Below are 16,572 nucleotides of genomic sequence, written 5' to 3' on the forward strand. Positions count from 1 at the left end.
CTTCGTACCCGGCACCGGCTCCACCAGGGAGCCCGTCTGTTGTCGTCGTAACCGCCTTGCCGACCTGGGTCAGCAGGGCGTCAGCCCAGCATTCCCGCGGCGGCGCGCGGCTGGGGCGTCAGCGCGTCGCCCACCCGGTCGACGAGCAGCGCCATCTCGTAGCCGACCTGCCCGACGTCGCAGCTCCGGGCGGCCAGGACCGCGAAGGACGAGCCGTCCGAGATGGACATCAGGAACAGGAAGCCATTGTCCATCTCCACGACCGTCTGCAGCACCGCGCCTCCCTCGAAGCAGCGGGCCGCGCCCTGGGTGAGGCTGACCAGACCGGACGCGATGGCGGCCAACTGGTCGGCACGGTCACGCGGGAGATCCCGTGACGCCGCGAGGAGCAGGCCGTCCGCGGAGACGGCGACCGCGTGCGCGACCCCCGGTACCCGGTCGGCGAAGTTGGCGAGGAGCCAACCGAGATCCTGCGTAGTAGTCATCCTTCATGCTCCTTCTGCCCGCTCCCGGCCACTGGGCCTGAGCCAGACTGCGAGGATTGCTGCCCTCCCGGAGTTCCCTCCGGGCTGGTCGGATTGCTGTCCGAGGGGTGGCTACGCCCCCGCTGCACACCCCGGTGGTAGGCCGAGAGCAGGCCCCGGACCCCCTCCGGCGTACGCCGCTGGACCGACGTGGTGGGCTTGTCGACCGCGCCGGGAACCAGCTGCGCCATCGGGGTGCGCTTCGGCAGCCCCGTCGGGGTGGTCGCCCGCACCGGCACCTCACTGGCTGCCGAGGCGGCCCGCCAGCCGTCGTCGGCGGCGGTCTCCCAACCGTTGGTCTGCGGTGAGGGCCGGCGGTTGGGGAGTCTCTCGGCGCCGGTGAGGCCGCTGCCCCCGTTCGCGTTCGACCCGTTGTCCCGCGACGTCCCTGCGGCCGTCGGAGTGTCTGCCATCGGTGCGTTACCTGTCGTCCCGGGTGGTGTCTTCTGGACGGCGTGACCGGTGGCGTCGACCGCGGCGAACTGCTGGGTCGGGGCACCGTTCGTCGCCGCCGGCTTCGCGGCGCCGGCCTCCTCGGGCCCCGGTCGGCGGGTGCGGAACCAGGCCGACTCGAGCTCCCGGAAGATCGGCAGCTCCATCGTCTCGTCCGCGTACCGCTGCTGGTTCTGGCCCTGCGGAGCCGGCGTGGGCCGGGTCTGCGCCGCGGCGGGCGTCGGCCCGGGGGTCGGCGTCGGCGCGGGGGCCGGCGTCGCGGCCGGCTGGCCCTCGGCCCGCGGCACCCGCGGAAGCTCGGTGGTCATGTCCAGGGCGGCGGCGAGCCGCTCGGGCACCGCCGGCGTCGCCGTCTCCCGGTCCGCGTCGGCGACCGGCGGCCAGGCCGGCGGAGCCGACGCCGTGGGCCGCGACGGCAGCGGGTTCGACGCCGGCGCCGGGTACGCCTGCTCACCGGCGGGCGCGGCCGGGTACGGCTGGCCGCTCGCCGGCGGCGCCGAGTACGGCTGAGCAGCCGGCGGCGCCGAGTACGGCTGACCACTCGCCGGCGGGGCCGAGTAGGGCTGCGCACCGGCCGGCGGGGCGGAGTACGGCTGGCCCGACACGGGCGGGGCCGAGTACGGCGAGGCGGAGGTCGGCGGGCCCGCGTACGGCGAGGCCGAGACCGGCGGACCGGCGTACGGCGACGCGGAGACCGGCGGACCCGAGTACGGCTGCGCGGAGACCGGCGAGCCGGACACCGGGCCGCCCGAGACCGGTGGCAGCGGCGGCGCGGAGACGGGCGGCGGCGAGTACGGCGTGGCCTCGGGGCTGCTCGGCAACTGCCGCGGGATGGCCGGGGACTGGCCGCCGGGCTGGTCGGCGTCGCCGGCACGCCGCTGGGGCAGCGGGTCGACCGGCTGGCCGTTGGCGGGACGCGGCGTGAACGTGCCGGCGCCGTTGGCCGCCGTGGCACCGGTCAGGTCCGACCAGGCCGGCATGCCGCGCGACGGGCCGGCCGGCAGCGTGCCGCCCGAGCCGTTGGGCGACGCCGGGTCGAACGGGCGCCCGCCGAGGGTGACCTGGTTGCCGGATTCGCTCTGCCGCACGCCGAGCGCGGGCAGCGCGCCGAAGGTCGGCGCCGGGCCGGTCGGGGGCCCGCCGAAGGACGGCACCGGGCCGGTCCCGGGGGCGCCACCGGCCGGGGCGGGCAGCGCCGGCGGCTGCTGCACCCGCCCGGAGAGGGCACGGGGCACGAGCACCGACGTCGGCAGCGTGACCTCCGCGACGGTGCCCCGCTGGTTGCCGGGGCGCAGTTCCACCCGGACGCCGTGCCGCGAGGCGAGGCGGGCGACCACGACGAGACCCATCATGCGGGACACGGCCACGTCCACCTGCGGAGGCGTGGCCAGCCGCTCGTTGAGTTCCTGCAACTGGTCGGGGCTGATGCCGATGCCGCGGTCCTCGACGTAGAGCGAGGCGCGGTCGCCGACCCGGCGGGCCTCGACCAGCACCTGCGAGTCCGGCGGCGAGAACGCCGTGGCGTTGTCGAACAGCTCGGCGACCAGGTGCACCAGGTCGTTGACGGCGTGCGCGGCGATCTCGATGTCGCGGTCGATGACGCCGAACTCGATCCGGGTGTAGTGCTCGACCTCCGACTGGGCGGCGCGCAGCACGTCGATGAGGGCGGCCGGCTCCCGCTGCACGCGGGTGGAGTCCGCGCCGGCGAGCACCAGCAGGTTCTCGTCGTTGCGCCGCATCCGGGTGGCCAGGTGGTCGAGCTGGAACAGCTCGGCGAGGCGGTCCGGGTCCTCCTCGCCCCGCTCGAGCCGGTCGAGGTGCCCGATGAGGCGGTCGACGAGGATCTGCGACCGGCGGGCCAGGTTGACGAACATCGTCGCGACGGAGGCGCGCAGCGCGGCCTGCTCGGCGGCGGTGCGGACGGCCTCCAGGTGGACGGCGTTGAACGCCTCGGTCACCTGGCCGAACTCGTCCTTGCTGCGGACGGGCAGCGGCTCGGCGATCTGGGTGGCCAGCTGCGCCGGCGTGAGCTGGTTGCTCACCTGCGGGTCCCGCAGACGGGCCACGGCCTGCGGCAGCCCGTACTGCGCGACGGCGAGGGCGCCCTGGCGCAGTTCGCGCAGCGACCGGGCCATCGACCGGGCGACCAGGTACGCGAAGAGGACGGCCAGCAACAGCATGCTGAGCAGCAGGCCCGTCTCCAGGAACACCTGCCGCTGCACGTCGGAACGGATGTTCTCGGCGCGGCGGACCACGTCGCCGTCGAGCTTCGTCTCCACGGCCCGGATCAGCTTCGCGTTGGCGACCATGGCCGCGTCCCACTGGTCCGGCCCGAACGGGGCGCCGGTCATCTTGCCGCTGGTGTTGCCGTTGATCCAGCCCAGGTACTGCTCGGCCTGGCGGCGGTCGCCGCCGGCGATGGTCTGGTCGTGGAAGCGGGCCTCCTCCTCGGTGGCCACCGCCTTGAAGTTCTGGACGGCCTGCTCCTGGCCGGTGCCGCTGGAGATGTACTCGGTGCGCAGGGCGGGATCCATCTCCCCCCGCGCCAGCGCCTCGTGCACCACGATCCGGCGCTGGGAGAGGAACTCCTTCTCCCGCGCCACGGCGGCGGCGGCGCGCATCCGGTCGCTCAGGTCGTTGTCACCGGCCAGCTGGGTGGCCGAGTCGCGGATGGCGAGGAGGTCGCTGATGAGGCCCTCGTATGCCTGGACCGCCTCGGCGGGCCGCATCTTGCCGTTGTAGACCTGGCTGCGGATGCCGGGGAGTTCGGTCAGGCTCTGGGCGATCTCGTCGAGCTGGCTCTCCATGCTCGCCGGGAGGTCGCTGATGGTTCCCCGCTGCCGCAGGTACGGCGTCTTCGACTGCTCCACCCGGGTGTTGACCCGGTTGTACGCCTCCTGGTATTGCGCCCTCGCCTGGCCCTGCTTCGACACGAGCAGCAACACGGCCGTGGTGCGCTCGTCCTGGAGGGTGTCGATCAGGTCACCGGAGTAGCCCGAGAGATTGGCGAGGTCACCGGCCCGGTTGGCATTGTTGAGTGTCTCAAGGTGGTCGACCAGGCCGTTGGTGCCCACCACGACCGTGGCGATGGTCGGCACGATCATGATGAGACCGAGCTTGGACCAGATCGGCATGTCCCTGAGCCGGCTGGCCGGCTGGCGCAGCCGCGACAGGAAGGAGCCCGCCGCCTGTGGCCGTTTGCTCACGTCACCGCCCTCGCGATCACAGCGTTCGCGCGTTGCCCCGGGCAACGCCCAGCGACCGACCCGGCGGGTCGGACCCCCGAGATTCCATCACGCCGTCCGGCAAAGAGAAAGTCCAGGTTGGCAGGCGCAGATGGTGTGATGGGATGTTGAAGCGTTTTGATTGCACACTGTCTGGTCGGAGTAACAGCACGTAATGAGCCACCCCTACCGCGTGATCCTGCTCGCGGGGCCGTCGGGCTCCGGAAAGTCGTACATAGCCCAGCGAACCGGACTTCCGGTGCTCTGCCTCGACGATTTCTACAAGGACGGCGATGACCCTACGTTGCCGCGTCGCGACGGGCAGGTGGACTGGGAGTCGCCCCTGTCCTGGGATGCCGAGGCGGCCGTGGAGACCATTGCCCGACTGGCCCAGGAGGGGCGGGCCGAAGTGCCCGTATATGCGATCGGCGCGGATCGACGAGTGGCCACCCGGACATTTGACATAGCCGGATCGCCACTTTTTGTGGCCGAAGGGATTTTCGCCGCTGACATCGTCGCCGAGTGCCGCCGCCGCGGCTTCCTCGCCGGGGCGTACGCGCTGCGCCGGCCCCGCGGCGCGACGTTCCTCCGCCGCCTGGCGCGCGACCTCTCCGAGCAGCGGAAGGCGCCCGGCGTCCTGCTGCGCCGGGGCGTGGCGCTGCTGCGCTCCGAGCCGGCGGTGCTGCGCCGGCAGACCGGGCTCGGCGCGGAGGCGGCCCGGGGACGCGAGGTGCTGCACCGGGTGGCGGGCCTGCTCGCCGGCCACCCGGTGCGCCGCTGATCAGTCCCCCACGAGCGGGGCGTAGCCCGGCTTGATCACCTCGTCGATGATCCGCAGCCGCTCGTCGAACGGGATGAACGCACTCTTCATCGCGTTGATGGTGAACCAGCGCAGCTCGGCCCAGCCATAACCGAACGCGTCGGCGAGCAGCGCCATCTCCCGCGACATCGAGGTGCCGCTCATCAGGCGGTTGTCGGTGTTCACCGTCACCCGGAAGCGCAGGTCGCGCAGCAGCCCGATCGGGTGTTCGGCGATCGACGGCGCGGCGCCGGTCTGCACGTTCGACGACGGGCAGAGTTCCAGGGGGATCCGCTTGTCGCGCACGTACGCCGCCAGCCGGCCGAGCACCGGCTTCGGCCCCTCGGTGCTGATGTCGTCGACGATCCGCACCCCGTGGCCGAGCCGGTCCGCGCCGCACCACTGGATCGCCTGCCAGATCGACGGCAGCCCGAACGCCTCCCCCGCGTGGATGGTGAAGTGGAAGTTCTCCCGCTGGAGGTACTCGAAGGCGTCCAGGTGACGGGTGGGCGGGAAGCCGGCCTCCGCGCCGGCGATGTCGAAGCCCACCACGCCGGCGTCCCGGTGCCGCACGGCCAGCTCGGCGATCTCCTGCGAACGGGCGGCGTGCCGCATCGCGGTGAGCAGCGTGCCCACCCGGATCGGCATGCCGGCCGCCGCCGCCTGGGCGCTGCCCTCCTCGAAACCGGCGAGCACCGCCTCGACCACCTCGTCGAGGGTGAGGTCCCGCTCCAGGTGCTGTTCGGGAGCGAAGCGCACCTCGGCGTAGACCACCCCGTCGGCGGCCAGGTCGAGCGCGCACTCCGCGGCCACCCGGCGCAGCGCCGACGCGGTCTGCATGACGGCGACGGTGTGCGCGAACGTCTCGAGGTAGCGCTCCAGCGAGCCGGAGTCGGCCGCCGCCACGAACCAGCGTCCCAGCTCGTCGGGATCCGTGGTGGGCAGCTCGTGGCCCACCTCCTCGGCGAGCTGGACGATCGTCGCGGGACGCAGGCCACCGTCGAGGTGGTCGTGCAGCAGCGCCTTGGGAACCTTGACGATGTCCTCGTACCGGATAGTCGCGACCATGCTCAGACCCTAGTCAGGCGCCGGCGGCACCGCGCCGGGACCGGCCGGGCGCGTTACGGCCACCACCCGCCGCGGTCGGGCGCCCTCACGGCCGCCACCCGTACACCCGCTCGACCGCGATGCGGAGCACCACGCGGCCGTCGGCGACCATGGCCGCCCGGTACTCGGCCCAGTCCGGGTGCTCGCCGCGGATCCGCCGGTAGACCTCGACCAGTTCCTCGACCGTCTCGTCGTCCTCGGCTGCCGCCGGTGGCGTGACGGTCGCCGTCCCCTCCGCCACCGCGTACGCGCCGCCGTCGGCGGTCGTGACGTGGAAGCTCGCCCGCGGATCGCGGCGCAGGTTGCGGACCTTCGCCCGGTCGCCGGTGCTGGAGCAGCGGATCAGCCCCGGCTCGGCCAGGTAGTCGAGGTTGGACAACTGCGGCCGCCCGTCCCGACGCAGGGTCACGAGGACGCCCCGCCCGCGCTCTCCGAAGAGTTCCCACAGCCGCGCGTTCACGCCGGCACCCGCAGCGTCGAGAGGGCGGCGGAGAGCCGCGCGATCTCGTCGAGCATGACGTCGGCGGCGGCGTCGCGACCCGCGTCCGGGATCAGCGCGCCGGACTCGTCCAGCGCCTGCCGCAGGAAGATGGTCACCGCCTCGTTGACCGGCACCATCTTGAGCGTGGTCACCACCTGCTTGATCATCTGCACGGCCCGCAGCCCGCCGGAGGTCATCCCGTAGCTCACGAAGCCGACCGGCTTGTGCTGCCACTCCCGGTAGAGGTAGTCGATGGCGTTCTTCAGCGGCGCGTTGAAGCCGTAGTTGTACTCCGGCATCACGAAGACGAAGGCGTCCGCCGCGGCGGTCGTCTCGCTCCACCTGCGGGTGTGCCGGTACACGTAGCGCCCCTCGGAGGGGTGGTGCGGCTCGTTGTGGAAGGGCAGGGCGACCTCGGCGAGGTCGACCAGGCGTACGTCGTCGAAGGCGCCGTGGCGGGTGGCGACCTCGGTGAACCAGTCACCGATACGGCGTCCCACGCGGCCGGGACGGGTGCTGGCGACGATCACGTTCAGGCGCGGCATGGCGCGGTCACTCCTGTCGGGGTGGGTCGTCCGGGACCCGGACGAAGTAGTTGACATGTCATCGACCCTAGAGACCGTCTTGGTGATATGTCAACTACCTGGCTAGGATCACACCATGGACGAACCCCGCTGGCTGGACGCGCACGAGGACCGGGCCTGGCGCGGCTACCGCCGGATGCGCCGGCTCCTCGACCTCGAACTGGCCCGCGAGCTGATGCGGGACGCCGGGCTCTCCGAGCCCGACTACGACGTGCTCTCCGACCTGTCCGAGGCGCCCGAGCAGCGACTGCGGGTCAGCGAGCTGGCCGACCGGATGCTCTGGTCCCGCAGCCGGCTCTCCCACCACCTGAGCCGGATGCAGCAGCGCGGCCTGGTCATGCGGGAGGAACATCCCTCGGACGGCCGGGGAGCCGTCGTCGTGCTCACCCCGGAGGGCCGCCGCGCCATCGAGGAGGCGGCCCCCGGCCACGTCGCGGCGGTCCGCAAGCACCTCATCGACCTGCTCACCCCGGACGAACTCGCCGCGCTGGCCGCGTTCAGCCACCGGGTCGTCGACCACCTCTCCGCACCGGGCCGGCCGTCGCCGTGACCCCCGGCGGCGGCGTCGACCCGCCGCGCCGGACACGATCGACAACCCCCGGCCAGGACAGGATCGGGACGGCTCGACCCCGGCCCGGACCGGACCGGCACGGTTCGACCCGTAGGCCGGAAGGGACGGGTGCGGGTCGACCCGCCGCCGGCAGGGCCTACCGTGGTCGGCGTGCAGCTGCGCGACGACGACCACCGCCCGGCCCGCACGGTGCCGACCCTCCGGGACATCTGACATGGACGCCCGCATCCTCGACCGGCTCCGCTGCCCGGTCTGCGGCGAGCCGCTCGCCGAGGCGTACGCCGGCACCGCCCGCGCGCTGCGCTGCCCGCGCCGGCACAGCTTCGACGTGGCCCGGCAGGGGTACGTGAACCTGCTCGCCGGCCGCGCCCCGCACCCGGGCGACACCGCCGAGATGGTGGCCGCCCGGGCCGACTTCCTGGCCGCCGGGCACTACGACCTGATCTCGACGGCCCTCGCCGAGGCGGCGGTGGCCGAGGTCGGGCCGGCCGCCGGCGCGTACCCCCTCGTGGTGGACGCCGGAGCCGGCACGGGCCGGCACCTCGCGGCGGTGCTGGCGGCGCTGCCGGACGCCGTCGGCCTGGCGCTGGACGTCTCCAAGCCGGCGCTGCGGCGCGCCGCCCGCGCGCACCCGCGGGCGGCCGCGGCGCTGGCCGACACCTGGCAGCGGCTGCCGCTCGCCGACGGGGCGGCCACCCTGCTGCTGAACGTCTTCGCGCCGCGCAACGGCGCGGAGTTCCACCGGGTGCTGGGCTCCGGCGGGGCGCTGCTGGTGGTGACACCGGCCGAGGACCATCTCGCCGAGCTGGTCGGCTCCCTCGGGCTGCTGCGGGTCGACCCGGCCAAGGAGGACCGGGTGGCCGGCAGCCTCGGCGGGCACTTCGTCCGGTCGACCGAGACCGTGCACCGGCGGGAACTCGCGCTGACCCGACCGGAGGTGGCCACCCTGGTCGGCATGGGCCCGAGCGCCTGGCACACCGACCCGGCGGGGCTGGCCGGGCGCGTCACGGCGCTGGCCGAACCGGTCCGGGTCACGGTGGCCGTCCGGCTCGCCGTGTGGCGGCCGGCGCCGCGCTGACGACAGGCGCGGGCAGCGCAGGCGTCCGCCGGCGGCACGAGCGCGGGCAGCGCGGCACCCGCCGGCGGCGCGGGCGCGGGCAGCGCGGCACCCGCCGGCGGCGCGGGCGCGGGCAGCGCGGCGCCCGCCGGCGGCGCGGTCTCAGGCGCGACGAGCAGCGCTCAGGTGGAGAGGTCCACCTCTTCCCAGCCCGGCGGATCGTCGTGGTACGGCCCGCGCAGGATCACCGCCCACTCCAGCGCCCACCGGCGCTGGCCGATGGCGTTCGCGTCGACCAGGCCGGGCCGGGCGCGGCCGTGCCGTTCCAGCTCCAGGTACGCCCAGTCGAGGCAGTAGTGCAGGTCGAGCAGGGCGGCCGCGTCGGCGGGGTGCTGCGGCGCGGCCAGGATCCGGGACCGCCACTGGGCGAACGTCTCCCCACGGGCGATGTCCGGCATCCGCTCGACCAGCCGCTCGTCCACGGGCAGCGTCGGATCGAGCTGCTTGGTGAGGCCGAGGACCCAGGCGAGCGCGAAGAGCGCGTCGTGGTGCAGCACGAACGAGCGGTGGTCCCCCTTGCTGCCGGTCACGAACTGCCACTCCGGCGGGGTGACCATCTCGACCAGGTGCGAGGTGAGCAGCCAGCTCATCGCCGCCTGCGGCGGCATCCCGAAGCAGCGGGCCAGGATCAGGTGCAGCACCGCGATCCGCGCCTCGATCTCGGCGGTGGGACGCAGCTCGATCTGGTCGCCGGGTTCCCACACCAGCGGGAACTGCGGCGGCGGCAGTGGCAGGTCGAGCCGGGACAGCTCGTCCAGGCTCGCCTCACGCACCTCACGGGGGTCGGGGGCAGGTACGGTCACGGCGATTCCCTTGCTCGCGACGGCTCAGCGCCGGTGGTCCCCCCTGGCCAGGCAGGATAGCCGTCCCGGGTGGCGCGGGTCATGGCGGCCCGCCCGAGTCGGGGTCAGCCGATCCGCTCGATCACCAACGGTGCCGGGACCGGCGCGTCCGGCGAGACCGTCACCGCGCGGGCGGCCTCCGCCAGCGCGGCCGGGATCCGGTCGGCCTGCTCGGCCCGCAGCTCGTAGAGGGGCTCGCCGGCACGCACCGGGTCACCGGGACGCTTGTGCAGCACCACCCCGGCGGGGACGCTGACCGGGTCCTCCTTGCGGGCCCGCCCCGCGCCGAGCCGCCACGCGGCCACACCCATGGCGTACGCGTCGACCGCCTCGACGTACCCGTCGGCCGTCGCGCGGACGACCTCGACCTCCGGGGCGGTCGGCATCGGTGCGTCTGGGTCGCCGCCCTGGGCGCGGATCATCGCCCGCCACACGTCCATGGCGCGGCCGTCGCGCAGCGCCGCCTCCGGGTCGACGTCGGTGAGACCGGCCGCGTCGAGCATCTCCCGGGCCAGGGCCAGGGTCAGCTCGACCACGTCGGCCGGGCCGCCCCCGGCGAGCACCTCGACCGCCTCGGTCACCTCGACGGCGTTGCCGATGGTGACGCCCAGCGGGGTGGACATGTCGGTGAGCAGGGCGACGGTCCGCACACCGTGCGCGCCGCCCAGCTCGACCATCGTGCGGGCCAGCTCGCGGGCCTGGTCGACGGACTTCATGAACGCGCCGGAGCCGACCTTCACGTCGAGCACCAGCGCGCCGGTCCCCTCGGCGATCTTCTTGCTCATGATCGAGCTGGCGATCAGCGGGATGGCCTCGACGGTGCCGGTCACGTCGCGCAGCGCGTACAGCTTGCGGTCGGCCGGGGCGAGCCCCGCCCCCGCCGCGCAGATCACCGCGCCGACGTCGCGGAGCTGGGCGATGAACTCGTCGTTGGTGAGCGCCGCCCGCCAGCCCGGGATCGACTCGAGCTTGTCGAGCGTGCCGCCGGTGTGCCCGAGGCCGCGACCGCTGAGCTGCGGCACGGCGGCCCCGCAGGCGGCCACGAGCGGAGTGAGCGGCAGGGTGATCTTGTCGCCGACGCCGCCGGTCGAGTGCTTGTCCACGGTCGGCCGCTCGACGGCCGACAGGTCGAGCCGCTCACCGCTGGCGATCATCGCGGCCGTCCAACGGGCGATCTCGGGGCCGGTCATGCCGCGCAGCAGGATCGCCATGGCCAGCGCCGACATCTGCTCGTCGGCGACCAGACCCCGGGTGTACGCGTCGACCACCCAGTCGATCTGCGCGTCCGACAGCACACCCCCGTCCCGCTTGGTCCGGATGACGTCCACGGCGGTAAGAGCACTCACTTCACGTTCCTATCAGTTGTCGCGCGACGGGCCCACGCGCCCGGTCGTGGTGGGCGACGGTCCACGGCGACCGCGCGGGACCGGCGGAGGATTGTCACTGTGACGGACACGCGGCCGGTGACCACCCGGGATCGGGTCGGCCGTCACCGGCGGAGGGATCAAGCCTGACCGCCCGGAGCCGGTGCTGGTCGGCCCGATCCCCGAGCGCAACCGTCGATCACGAGCCCGGTGTCAGCCACCCCACCGCACCGGGATCTCCGTCGGCGGCTCCCCCTCGCCGGCCCAGTAGATCGTGCCGGACGCGTCCACCACGACGACGCGCGGCGTGCGCGCCAGGCCCCAGGTGATCGCGTCCGCCGGGTCGTCCCAGCTCGGGCCCTCCTCGAGCACGCCCGTCTCGGCGCCCACGTCGTCGCCGGCGGACCGCTCCCAGTAGGCCGTCCAGACCTGCTGGCCGGCGGAGAGGTCCGGGTGCACGAAGACGGTGCCCCGCCCGCGCAGGGCCGCCAGGCGCTCCGGCACCGCCGGCACGGACGTCTCGCCGGTGACCGCCTCCAGGTCCTCCACGTCGAACGCGTGCGGCAGCAGCTCGGCCATCCGCAGCGGCCCGCCCTTCGCCTCGACGAGACACTCCGGGCCGCCCTGCTCCCAGAGCAGCTGCCGGCACCGCCCGCAGGGCATGAGCGGCTCACCGTTCGCGTCGACGCAGGAGAGCGCCACGAGCCGGCCACCGCCGGTGGCGTGCAGCGAGGAGACGACCCCGCACTCGGCGCACAGCACCACCCCGTACGCGGCGTTCTCGACGTTGCAGCCGACCACCACCCGGCCGTCGTCGACCAGGGCGGCCGCCCCGACCGGGAACTTCGAGTACGGCACGTACGCGTGCCGCATCACCTCGGTGGCGGCGGCACGCAGCCGCTCCCAGTCGATCTCCATGGCTCCGATTCTGCCGTATCCGCAGGCCGGGCCGCCGCGTGGCCCGTGACCCGGCGGGCGCGCGTCGCGCGTCCGCCGGGGTCCGTCAGCCCTTCACGTACGGCTTGCCGTCGGCGGCGGGCGCCCGCACCCGTCCGACCAGCCCGGCCACGGCCAGGATCGTCGCCAGGTACGGCAGCATGGCGAGGAACTGGCTGGGGATCACGCTGTTGATGGTGCTCAGGTAGGTGGCGAGCTGGTCGGCGAAGCCGAAGAAGAGCGCGGCGAGCAGCGCGCCGGTGGGGTTCCACCGCCCGAAGATGAGCGCGGCCAGGGCGATGAAGCCCTTACCACCGATCATGTTCTTCGTGAACGAGTAGAGCGCCAGCGTGTAGGAGGCGCCGCCGATGCCGGCCACCACGCCGGCCAGCAGCACGTTGCGGTACCGCAGGCCGAGCACCCGGACGCCGAGCGTGTCGGCGGCGGTCGGGTGCTCACCGACCGAGCGCGTACGCAGGCCCCACCGCGTGCGGAACAGCGCGATGTGGATCACCAGGACCAGCAGCAGCCCGAGGTAGAGGAAGATGTTGCCGCGGAACAGCGCCGGACCGATCACCGGGATGTCCTTGAGCAGCGGGATCTCCCAGTTGCTGAACCGGGGAGCGCTGTTGTACCGCTCGGTGTTGGTCTGCATGAGCCGCTCGTAGAGGAAGCCGGTGACGCCCACGGCGAGCAGGTTCAGCACGATGCCCATGACGACCTGGTCGACCAGGTATCGGATGGAGAAGATAGCCAGCAGCAGCGAGATGAACGCGCCGCCGATGGCCGCAGCGACCAGGCCCACCCAGACGTTGCCGGAGATGCTGCCGAAGAGGGCGCCGCTGAACGCGCCCATGAGCAGCTGCCCCTCGATGGCCACGTTGACCACACCGGACCGCTCGCAGAGCACGCCGGCGAGCGCGCCGAAGATCAGCGGCAGGGCCAGGATGAACGTGCCGCGGATGATGTTGACGAGCGGCATGAAGTTCTGCCCGGCCGGGGCCGCGGAGACCTGCCAGCAGAGGAACGAGAACACGAAGGCGACGAGCCCGACGCCGAGGACCGTGAGGAACCAGCGCTTCGGCAGCCCGGCGAGCAACGCCGCGCCGGCGGCGAGCGCGACGACCCCGAAGAGGATCGCGCCGAACGTGCCGTTGATCTCCAGGGCCGCGCCGGCGGCGTCCTCGCTGAGCGTGAACCGGGCCCGCTGGTCGGTGGCGAGCGCGCCGAAGAGCACCGCGGCGATCAGGCCGAGCGCCAGCAGGACGAGGCCGACCTTGCGGTTGCGGTTCCAGAAGCCCTCGTCGACCGGGGCGACCGCGACGTCGGGGACAGCCATGGTGGACATGAGTTACCAGCCCTTCGCCAGGCTCGTCTGCAACCGGGCGGCCCGCGCGGCCCGGAGCTGGAAGATCGCCTTCACCAGGGCCGGCGCGGCGATGAAGATGACGATCAGCGCCTGGAGCACGGTGACCAGCTCCAGCGAGATCCCCGAGTACGACTGCATCCGGTTGCCGCCGGCCTGGAGGGCGCCGAAGAGCAGCGCGGCGAGCGCCACGCCCCACGGCTTCACCCGGCCGAGCAGCGCCACGAGGATGCCGTCGAAGCCGATCTGCGCCACCACGAGCGGCGTGAGCGCGCTGGCGGTCGAGCCGAGCACCATGTTGGAGCCGCCCAGGCCGGCCAGGAGCCCGGCGAAGACCATGATCAGGACGTACGTGCGGGTCACGCTGATGCCGGCGGTGCGGGCGGCGTCCGGGTTGGCGCCCACCGCGCGCAGCTCGAAGCCGAGCGTCGAGCGGTTCAGCAGCCACGCCACGGCCCACGTGGCGAGCACGGCGAGCAGGATGCCGGCGTGTACCCGGAGGTTGTCGCCGAGCAGCCGCGGCAGCTGGGCCGACGGGTCCACGGGCCGGCTGATGGCGTCGGTGCGGTTCGGGTCCTGCACGCCGTTCTGCACGATCAACCACGTGAGGAAGTACGTGGCGATGTAGTTGAGCATGATCGTGTTGATCACCTCGTGGGCGCCGGTCCGCGCCTTGAGGATGCCCGGGATGAAGCCCCAGATCGCGCCGCCGAGCGCGCCCGCGAGCAGCGCCACGAGCAGGTGCAGGCCGGGCGGGAGCGGCAGCAGGAAGCCGGCCAGCGCCGCCAGCACCACGCCGATGGTGGCCTGGCCCTGCGCGCCGATGTTGAACAGGCCGCCACGGAAGGCGAGCGCCACCGACAGGCCGGTGAAGACCAGCGGCGCGGTGTACGTGAGCGTCTCGCTGATCGGCGCGAGGACCGCCTGCCAGCCGTTGCTCCCGTCGAGCCAGCCGGAGAACGCCTCGGGGTCGAAGATCGCGCCCTTGAAGAGGTTCGCGTACGCCTCGCTCACCAGCGTCCAACTGGAGTTGAGCGCGTCCGACGGCCGGGCCGTGATGTAGGAGTAGGTGGAGAGGACGTCCGGATCCGAGATGATCATCAGGATCGCGCCGACCACGATCGCCAGCACCAGCGACAGCACGGTGACCGTGACGGTGTTCGCGGCCCAGAGGTTCTCCAGGAACAGCCGCCCGAGGGTGGGCTTCGGCTCCGTCCCACCGGTGGCCGGGGCCGCCTCCGGCGTGGTCGCGTCCTCGGCCCGCTCGGTGTTGCCGAGCGAGTCCTGCGCGGCCTGCGCTTCGCTCGCCGGGTCCTTGTCGGGGGAACCCGACCTTTGACGCTCGCTCATGCCGGCACCTCCCTCCGGTCGGCGCCGTCATGAGGCTCCACCGCGCTGTGCCCGATGATTCGCTCGCTGCGCTCGCTCATGCCTCGTCCTCGTTACGTGGGGCGTCGGCGGAGGCCGTGCCGCTCTCCGACGCGTCACCCGCCTGCTCGGCCGCCACCTCCGGGCTCACGCCGGCCATCAGCAGGCCGATCTGCTCGCGGGGCGTGTCCGGGCCGACGACACCGATGATCCGGCCGCGGTACATCACGGCGATCCGGTCGGCCAGCCCGATCACCTCGTCCAACTCGCTGGACACCACGAGGACGGCGGTGCCGACGTCCCGCTCGTGGATGACCCGGCCGTGGATGAACTCGATCGACCCCACGTCGACACCGCGCGTCGGCTGCGCGGCGATGAAGAGCTTGAGCGGCCGGGAGAGTTCCCGGGCCACGATCACCTTCTGCTGGTTGCCGCCGGACAGCGTGCCCACCGGAGCCTCGGCCGACGGGGTCCGGACGTCGAACTGCGCGATGCGTTCCTTCGCCGACTCCGCGATGGCGTCCGGCCGGAGCGCGAGACCACCGCCGAACGGAGGCCGGTCGTACATGTCCAGCACGAGGTTCTCCGCGACGCTGAACTCCTTGACCAGCCCGTCGACGCTGCGGTCCTCGGGCACGTAGCCCACGCCGGCGCGGAGCACCTTCTTGGTCGACCAGCCGTCGATCCGCTCGCCGTCGAGCGTCACCGAGCCGGCGAGCGCCGGCCGCAGGCCCATGATCGCCTCGATGAGCTCGGTCTGGCCGTTGCCCTGCACGCCCGCCACGCCGAGCACCTCACCGGCGTGCACGGTCAGGTCGACCCCGTCGACCGCGCGGACCTGCCGGTCGTCGTCGACGACCAGGCCGGAGACCTCGAGCACCGGCCGGCCGGGCGTGGCCGGGGCCTTCTCGACGGTGAGCCGGACGCTGCGTCCGACCATCAGCGCGGCCAGTTCGTCCCGGCTGGCCTCGGGGGAGGCGGTGCCCACGACCTTGCCGCGCCGGATCACGGTGATCCGGTCGGCGATGGCCTTGACCTCGCCGAGCTTGTGGGTGATGAAGACGATCGACTTGCCGGCGGCCTTGAGCGACCGCATGACGGTGAGCAGTTCCTCGGTCTCCTGGGGGGTGAGCACCGCGGTCGGCTCGTCGAGGATGAGCAGGTCGACGTCGCGGGTGAGCGCCTTGACGATCTCCACCCGCTGCTGGATGCCGACCGGGAGGTCCTCGATGACGGCGTCGGGGTCGATCCGCAGGCCGTACCGCTCCGAGACCTCGGTGACCTCGCGGCGGGCCCGCCGCCGGTCGAGGAAACCGGCGATTCCGCCCCGCACCTGCTCCGCGCCGAGCATGATGTTCTCGGCGACGGTGAAGACCGGCACCAGCATGAAGTGCTGGTGCACCATGCCGATCCCGGCCCCGATCGCGTCGGAGGGCCCGCGCAGCTTCAGCGGCTCACCGTCGACCAGGATCTCGCCCTCGTCGGGCTGGTACAGCCCGTAGAGCACGTTCATGAGGGTCGACTTGCCCGCGCCGTTCTCGCCGAGCAGGGCGTGGATCTCTCCAGGCTCCACCGTCAGGTCGATGTGGTCGTTGGCGACCAGGTCACCGAACCGCTTGGTGATGCCGCGCAGTTCGAGTCTCAGCGCAACCTCCTGGAGTGCGAGCGATGGTGCAGCCTAGCTGCCGTCCCGGCCCGGACGGGGGCCGGTCGCCGTGGTGCGCGACTCGGCCGCTCTGGCCCAGCGGGTTCTCCGCCGGGCCAGAGCGGCCGGATCGATCGTACGGTGCTGCCCGCCGGCCTCCCGATGATCTCACCGGGGAGGCCGGGCGGTCG

At 73.2% G+C, this 16,572-nt stretch carries 14 protein-coding genes; 3 read left to right on the forward strand and 11 right to left on the reverse strand.

Annotated elements, in window-relative coordinates:
* Nucleotides 1–80: 80 nt before the first annotated feature.
* Nucleotides 81–485, reverse strand: a complete 405-nt coding sequence (locus OG994_RS20760) for a roadblock/LC7 domain-containing protein (RefSeq protein ID WP_109901346.1) — start codon at nucleotides 483–485, stop codon at nucleotides 81–83.
* Nucleotides 482–4,183 carry a sensor histidine kinase gene (locus OG994_RS20765; RefSeq protein ID WP_328850686.1) on the reverse strand — a complete coding sequence of 1,234 codons (3,702 nt, stop codon included), beginning with the start codon at nucleotides 4,181–4,183 and terminating at the stop codon, nucleotides 482–484. Before OG994_RS20765 ends, OG994_RS20760 begins: the two co-directional genes overlap by 4 nt.
* A gap of 502 nt (nucleotides 4,184–4,685) precedes the next feature.
* On the opposite strand from OG994_RS20765, the gene OG994_RS20770 reads away from it, so the two are divergent.
* The gene (locus OG994_RS20770; protein WP_240032833.1) at nucleotides 4,686–4,982 is read left to right on the forward strand and encodes a hypothetical protein; all 297 of its coding nucleotides are present in this window, start codon (nucleotides 4,686–4,688) and stop codon (nucleotides 4,980–4,982) included.
* Here OG994_RS20770 and OG994_RS20775 read toward each other — a convergent pair whose 3' ends face one another.
* From OG994_RS20775 to OG994_RS20785, 3 genes are all read right to left on the reverse strand, one after another.
* The gene (locus OG994_RS20775; RefSeq protein WP_120327581.1) at nucleotides 4,983–6,068 is read right to left on the reverse strand and encodes an adenosine deaminase; all 1,086 of its coding nucleotides are present in this window, start codon (nucleotides 6,066–6,068) and stop codon (nucleotides 4,983–4,985) included.
* A gap of 85 nt (nucleotides 6,069–6,153) precedes the next feature.
* Nucleotides 6,154–6,567, reverse strand: coding sequence for a PPOX class F420-dependent oxidoreductase (locus OG994_RS20780; protein WP_120327580.1), 414 nt, complete (start codon nucleotides 6,565–6,567; stop codon nucleotides 6,154–6,156).
* Entirely contained in the window at nucleotides 6,564–7,133 is a 570-nt protein-coding gene (locus OG994_RS20785) for an NADPH-dependent FMN reductase (RefSeq protein ID WP_120327579.1), read from the reverse strand. Before OG994_RS20785 ends, OG994_RS20780 begins: the two co-directional genes overlap by 4 nt.
* Before the next feature lie 115 nt (nucleotides 7,134–7,248).
* Between OG994_RS20785 and OG994_RS20790 the strand changes: the two genes are divergently transcribed.
* Together OG994_RS20790 and OG994_RS20795 are read left to right on the forward strand one after the other, a co-directional pair.
* On the forward strand, nucleotides 7,249–7,722 hold the full coding sequence (locus OG994_RS20790; RefSeq protein WP_120327578.1) for a MarR family winged helix-turn-helix transcriptional regulator: 474 nt from the start codon (nucleotides 7,249–7,251) through the stop codon (nucleotides 7,720–7,722).
* A gap of 235 nt (nucleotides 7,723–7,957) precedes the next feature.
* Nucleotides 7,958–8,821: a putative RNA methyltransferase gene (locus OG994_RS20795; RefSeq protein WP_328850687.1), complete on the forward strand. Its 864-nt coding sequence runs from the start codon at nucleotides 7,958–7,960 to the stop codon at nucleotides 8,819–8,821.
* Between the two features lie 161 nt (nucleotides 8,822–8,982).
* Here OG994_RS20795 and OG994_RS20800 read toward each other — a convergent pair whose 3' ends face one another.
* The 6 genes from OG994_RS20800 to OG994_RS20825 form a co-directional block, all read right to left on the reverse strand.
* Nucleotides 8,983–9,663 (reverse strand): DUF4272 domain-containing protein, encoded by a 681-nt coding sequence (locus tag OG994_RS20800; RefSeq protein WP_120327576.1) that lies wholly within the window; start codon nucleotides 9,661–9,663, stop codon nucleotides 8,983–8,985.
* Between the two features lie 104 nt (nucleotides 9,664–9,767).
* Entirely contained in the window at nucleotides 9,768–11,048 is a 1,281-nt protein-coding gene (locus tag OG994_RS20805; protein WP_328850688.1) for a thymidine phosphorylase, read from the reverse strand.
* 231 nt (nucleotides 11,049–11,279) lie between these two features.
* Nucleotides 11,280–11,984: a cytidine deaminase gene (locus tag OG994_RS20810; RefSeq protein ID WP_120327574.1), complete on the reverse strand. Its 705-nt coding sequence runs from the start codon at nucleotides 11,982–11,984 to the stop codon at nucleotides 11,280–11,282.
* An 85-nt stretch (nucleotides 11,985–12,069) separates the two neighbouring features.
* Nucleotides 12,070–13,350 (reverse strand): ABC transporter permease, encoded by a 1,281-nt coding sequence (locus tag OG994_RS20815; protein ID WP_120327573.1) that lies wholly within the window; start codon nucleotides 13,348–13,350, stop codon nucleotides 12,070–12,072.
* Nucleotides 13,351–13,353: 3 nt separating this feature from the next.
* Nucleotides 13,354–14,718, reverse strand: coding sequence for an ABC transporter permease (locus OG994_RS20820; RefSeq protein ID WP_120327572.1), 1,365 nt, complete (start codon nucleotides 14,716–14,718; stop codon nucleotides 13,354–13,356).
* Between the two features lie 76 nt (nucleotides 14,719–14,794).
* Nucleotides 14,795–16,381 carry an ABC transporter ATP-binding protein gene (locus OG994_RS20825; RefSeq protein WP_120327571.1) on the reverse strand — a complete coding sequence of 529 codons (1,587 nt, stop codon included), beginning with the start codon at nucleotides 16,379–16,381 and terminating at the stop codon, nucleotides 14,795–14,797.
* Between the last annotated feature and the right edge of the window lie 191 nt (nucleotides 16,382–16,572).

Origin of the sequence: Micromonospora globbae (assembly GCF_036184225.1) — a bacterium.
In the GTDB taxonomy this organism is placed as follows: Bacteria; Actinomycetota; Actinomycetes; order Mycobacteriales; family Micromonosporaceae; genus Micromonospora; species Micromonospora globbae.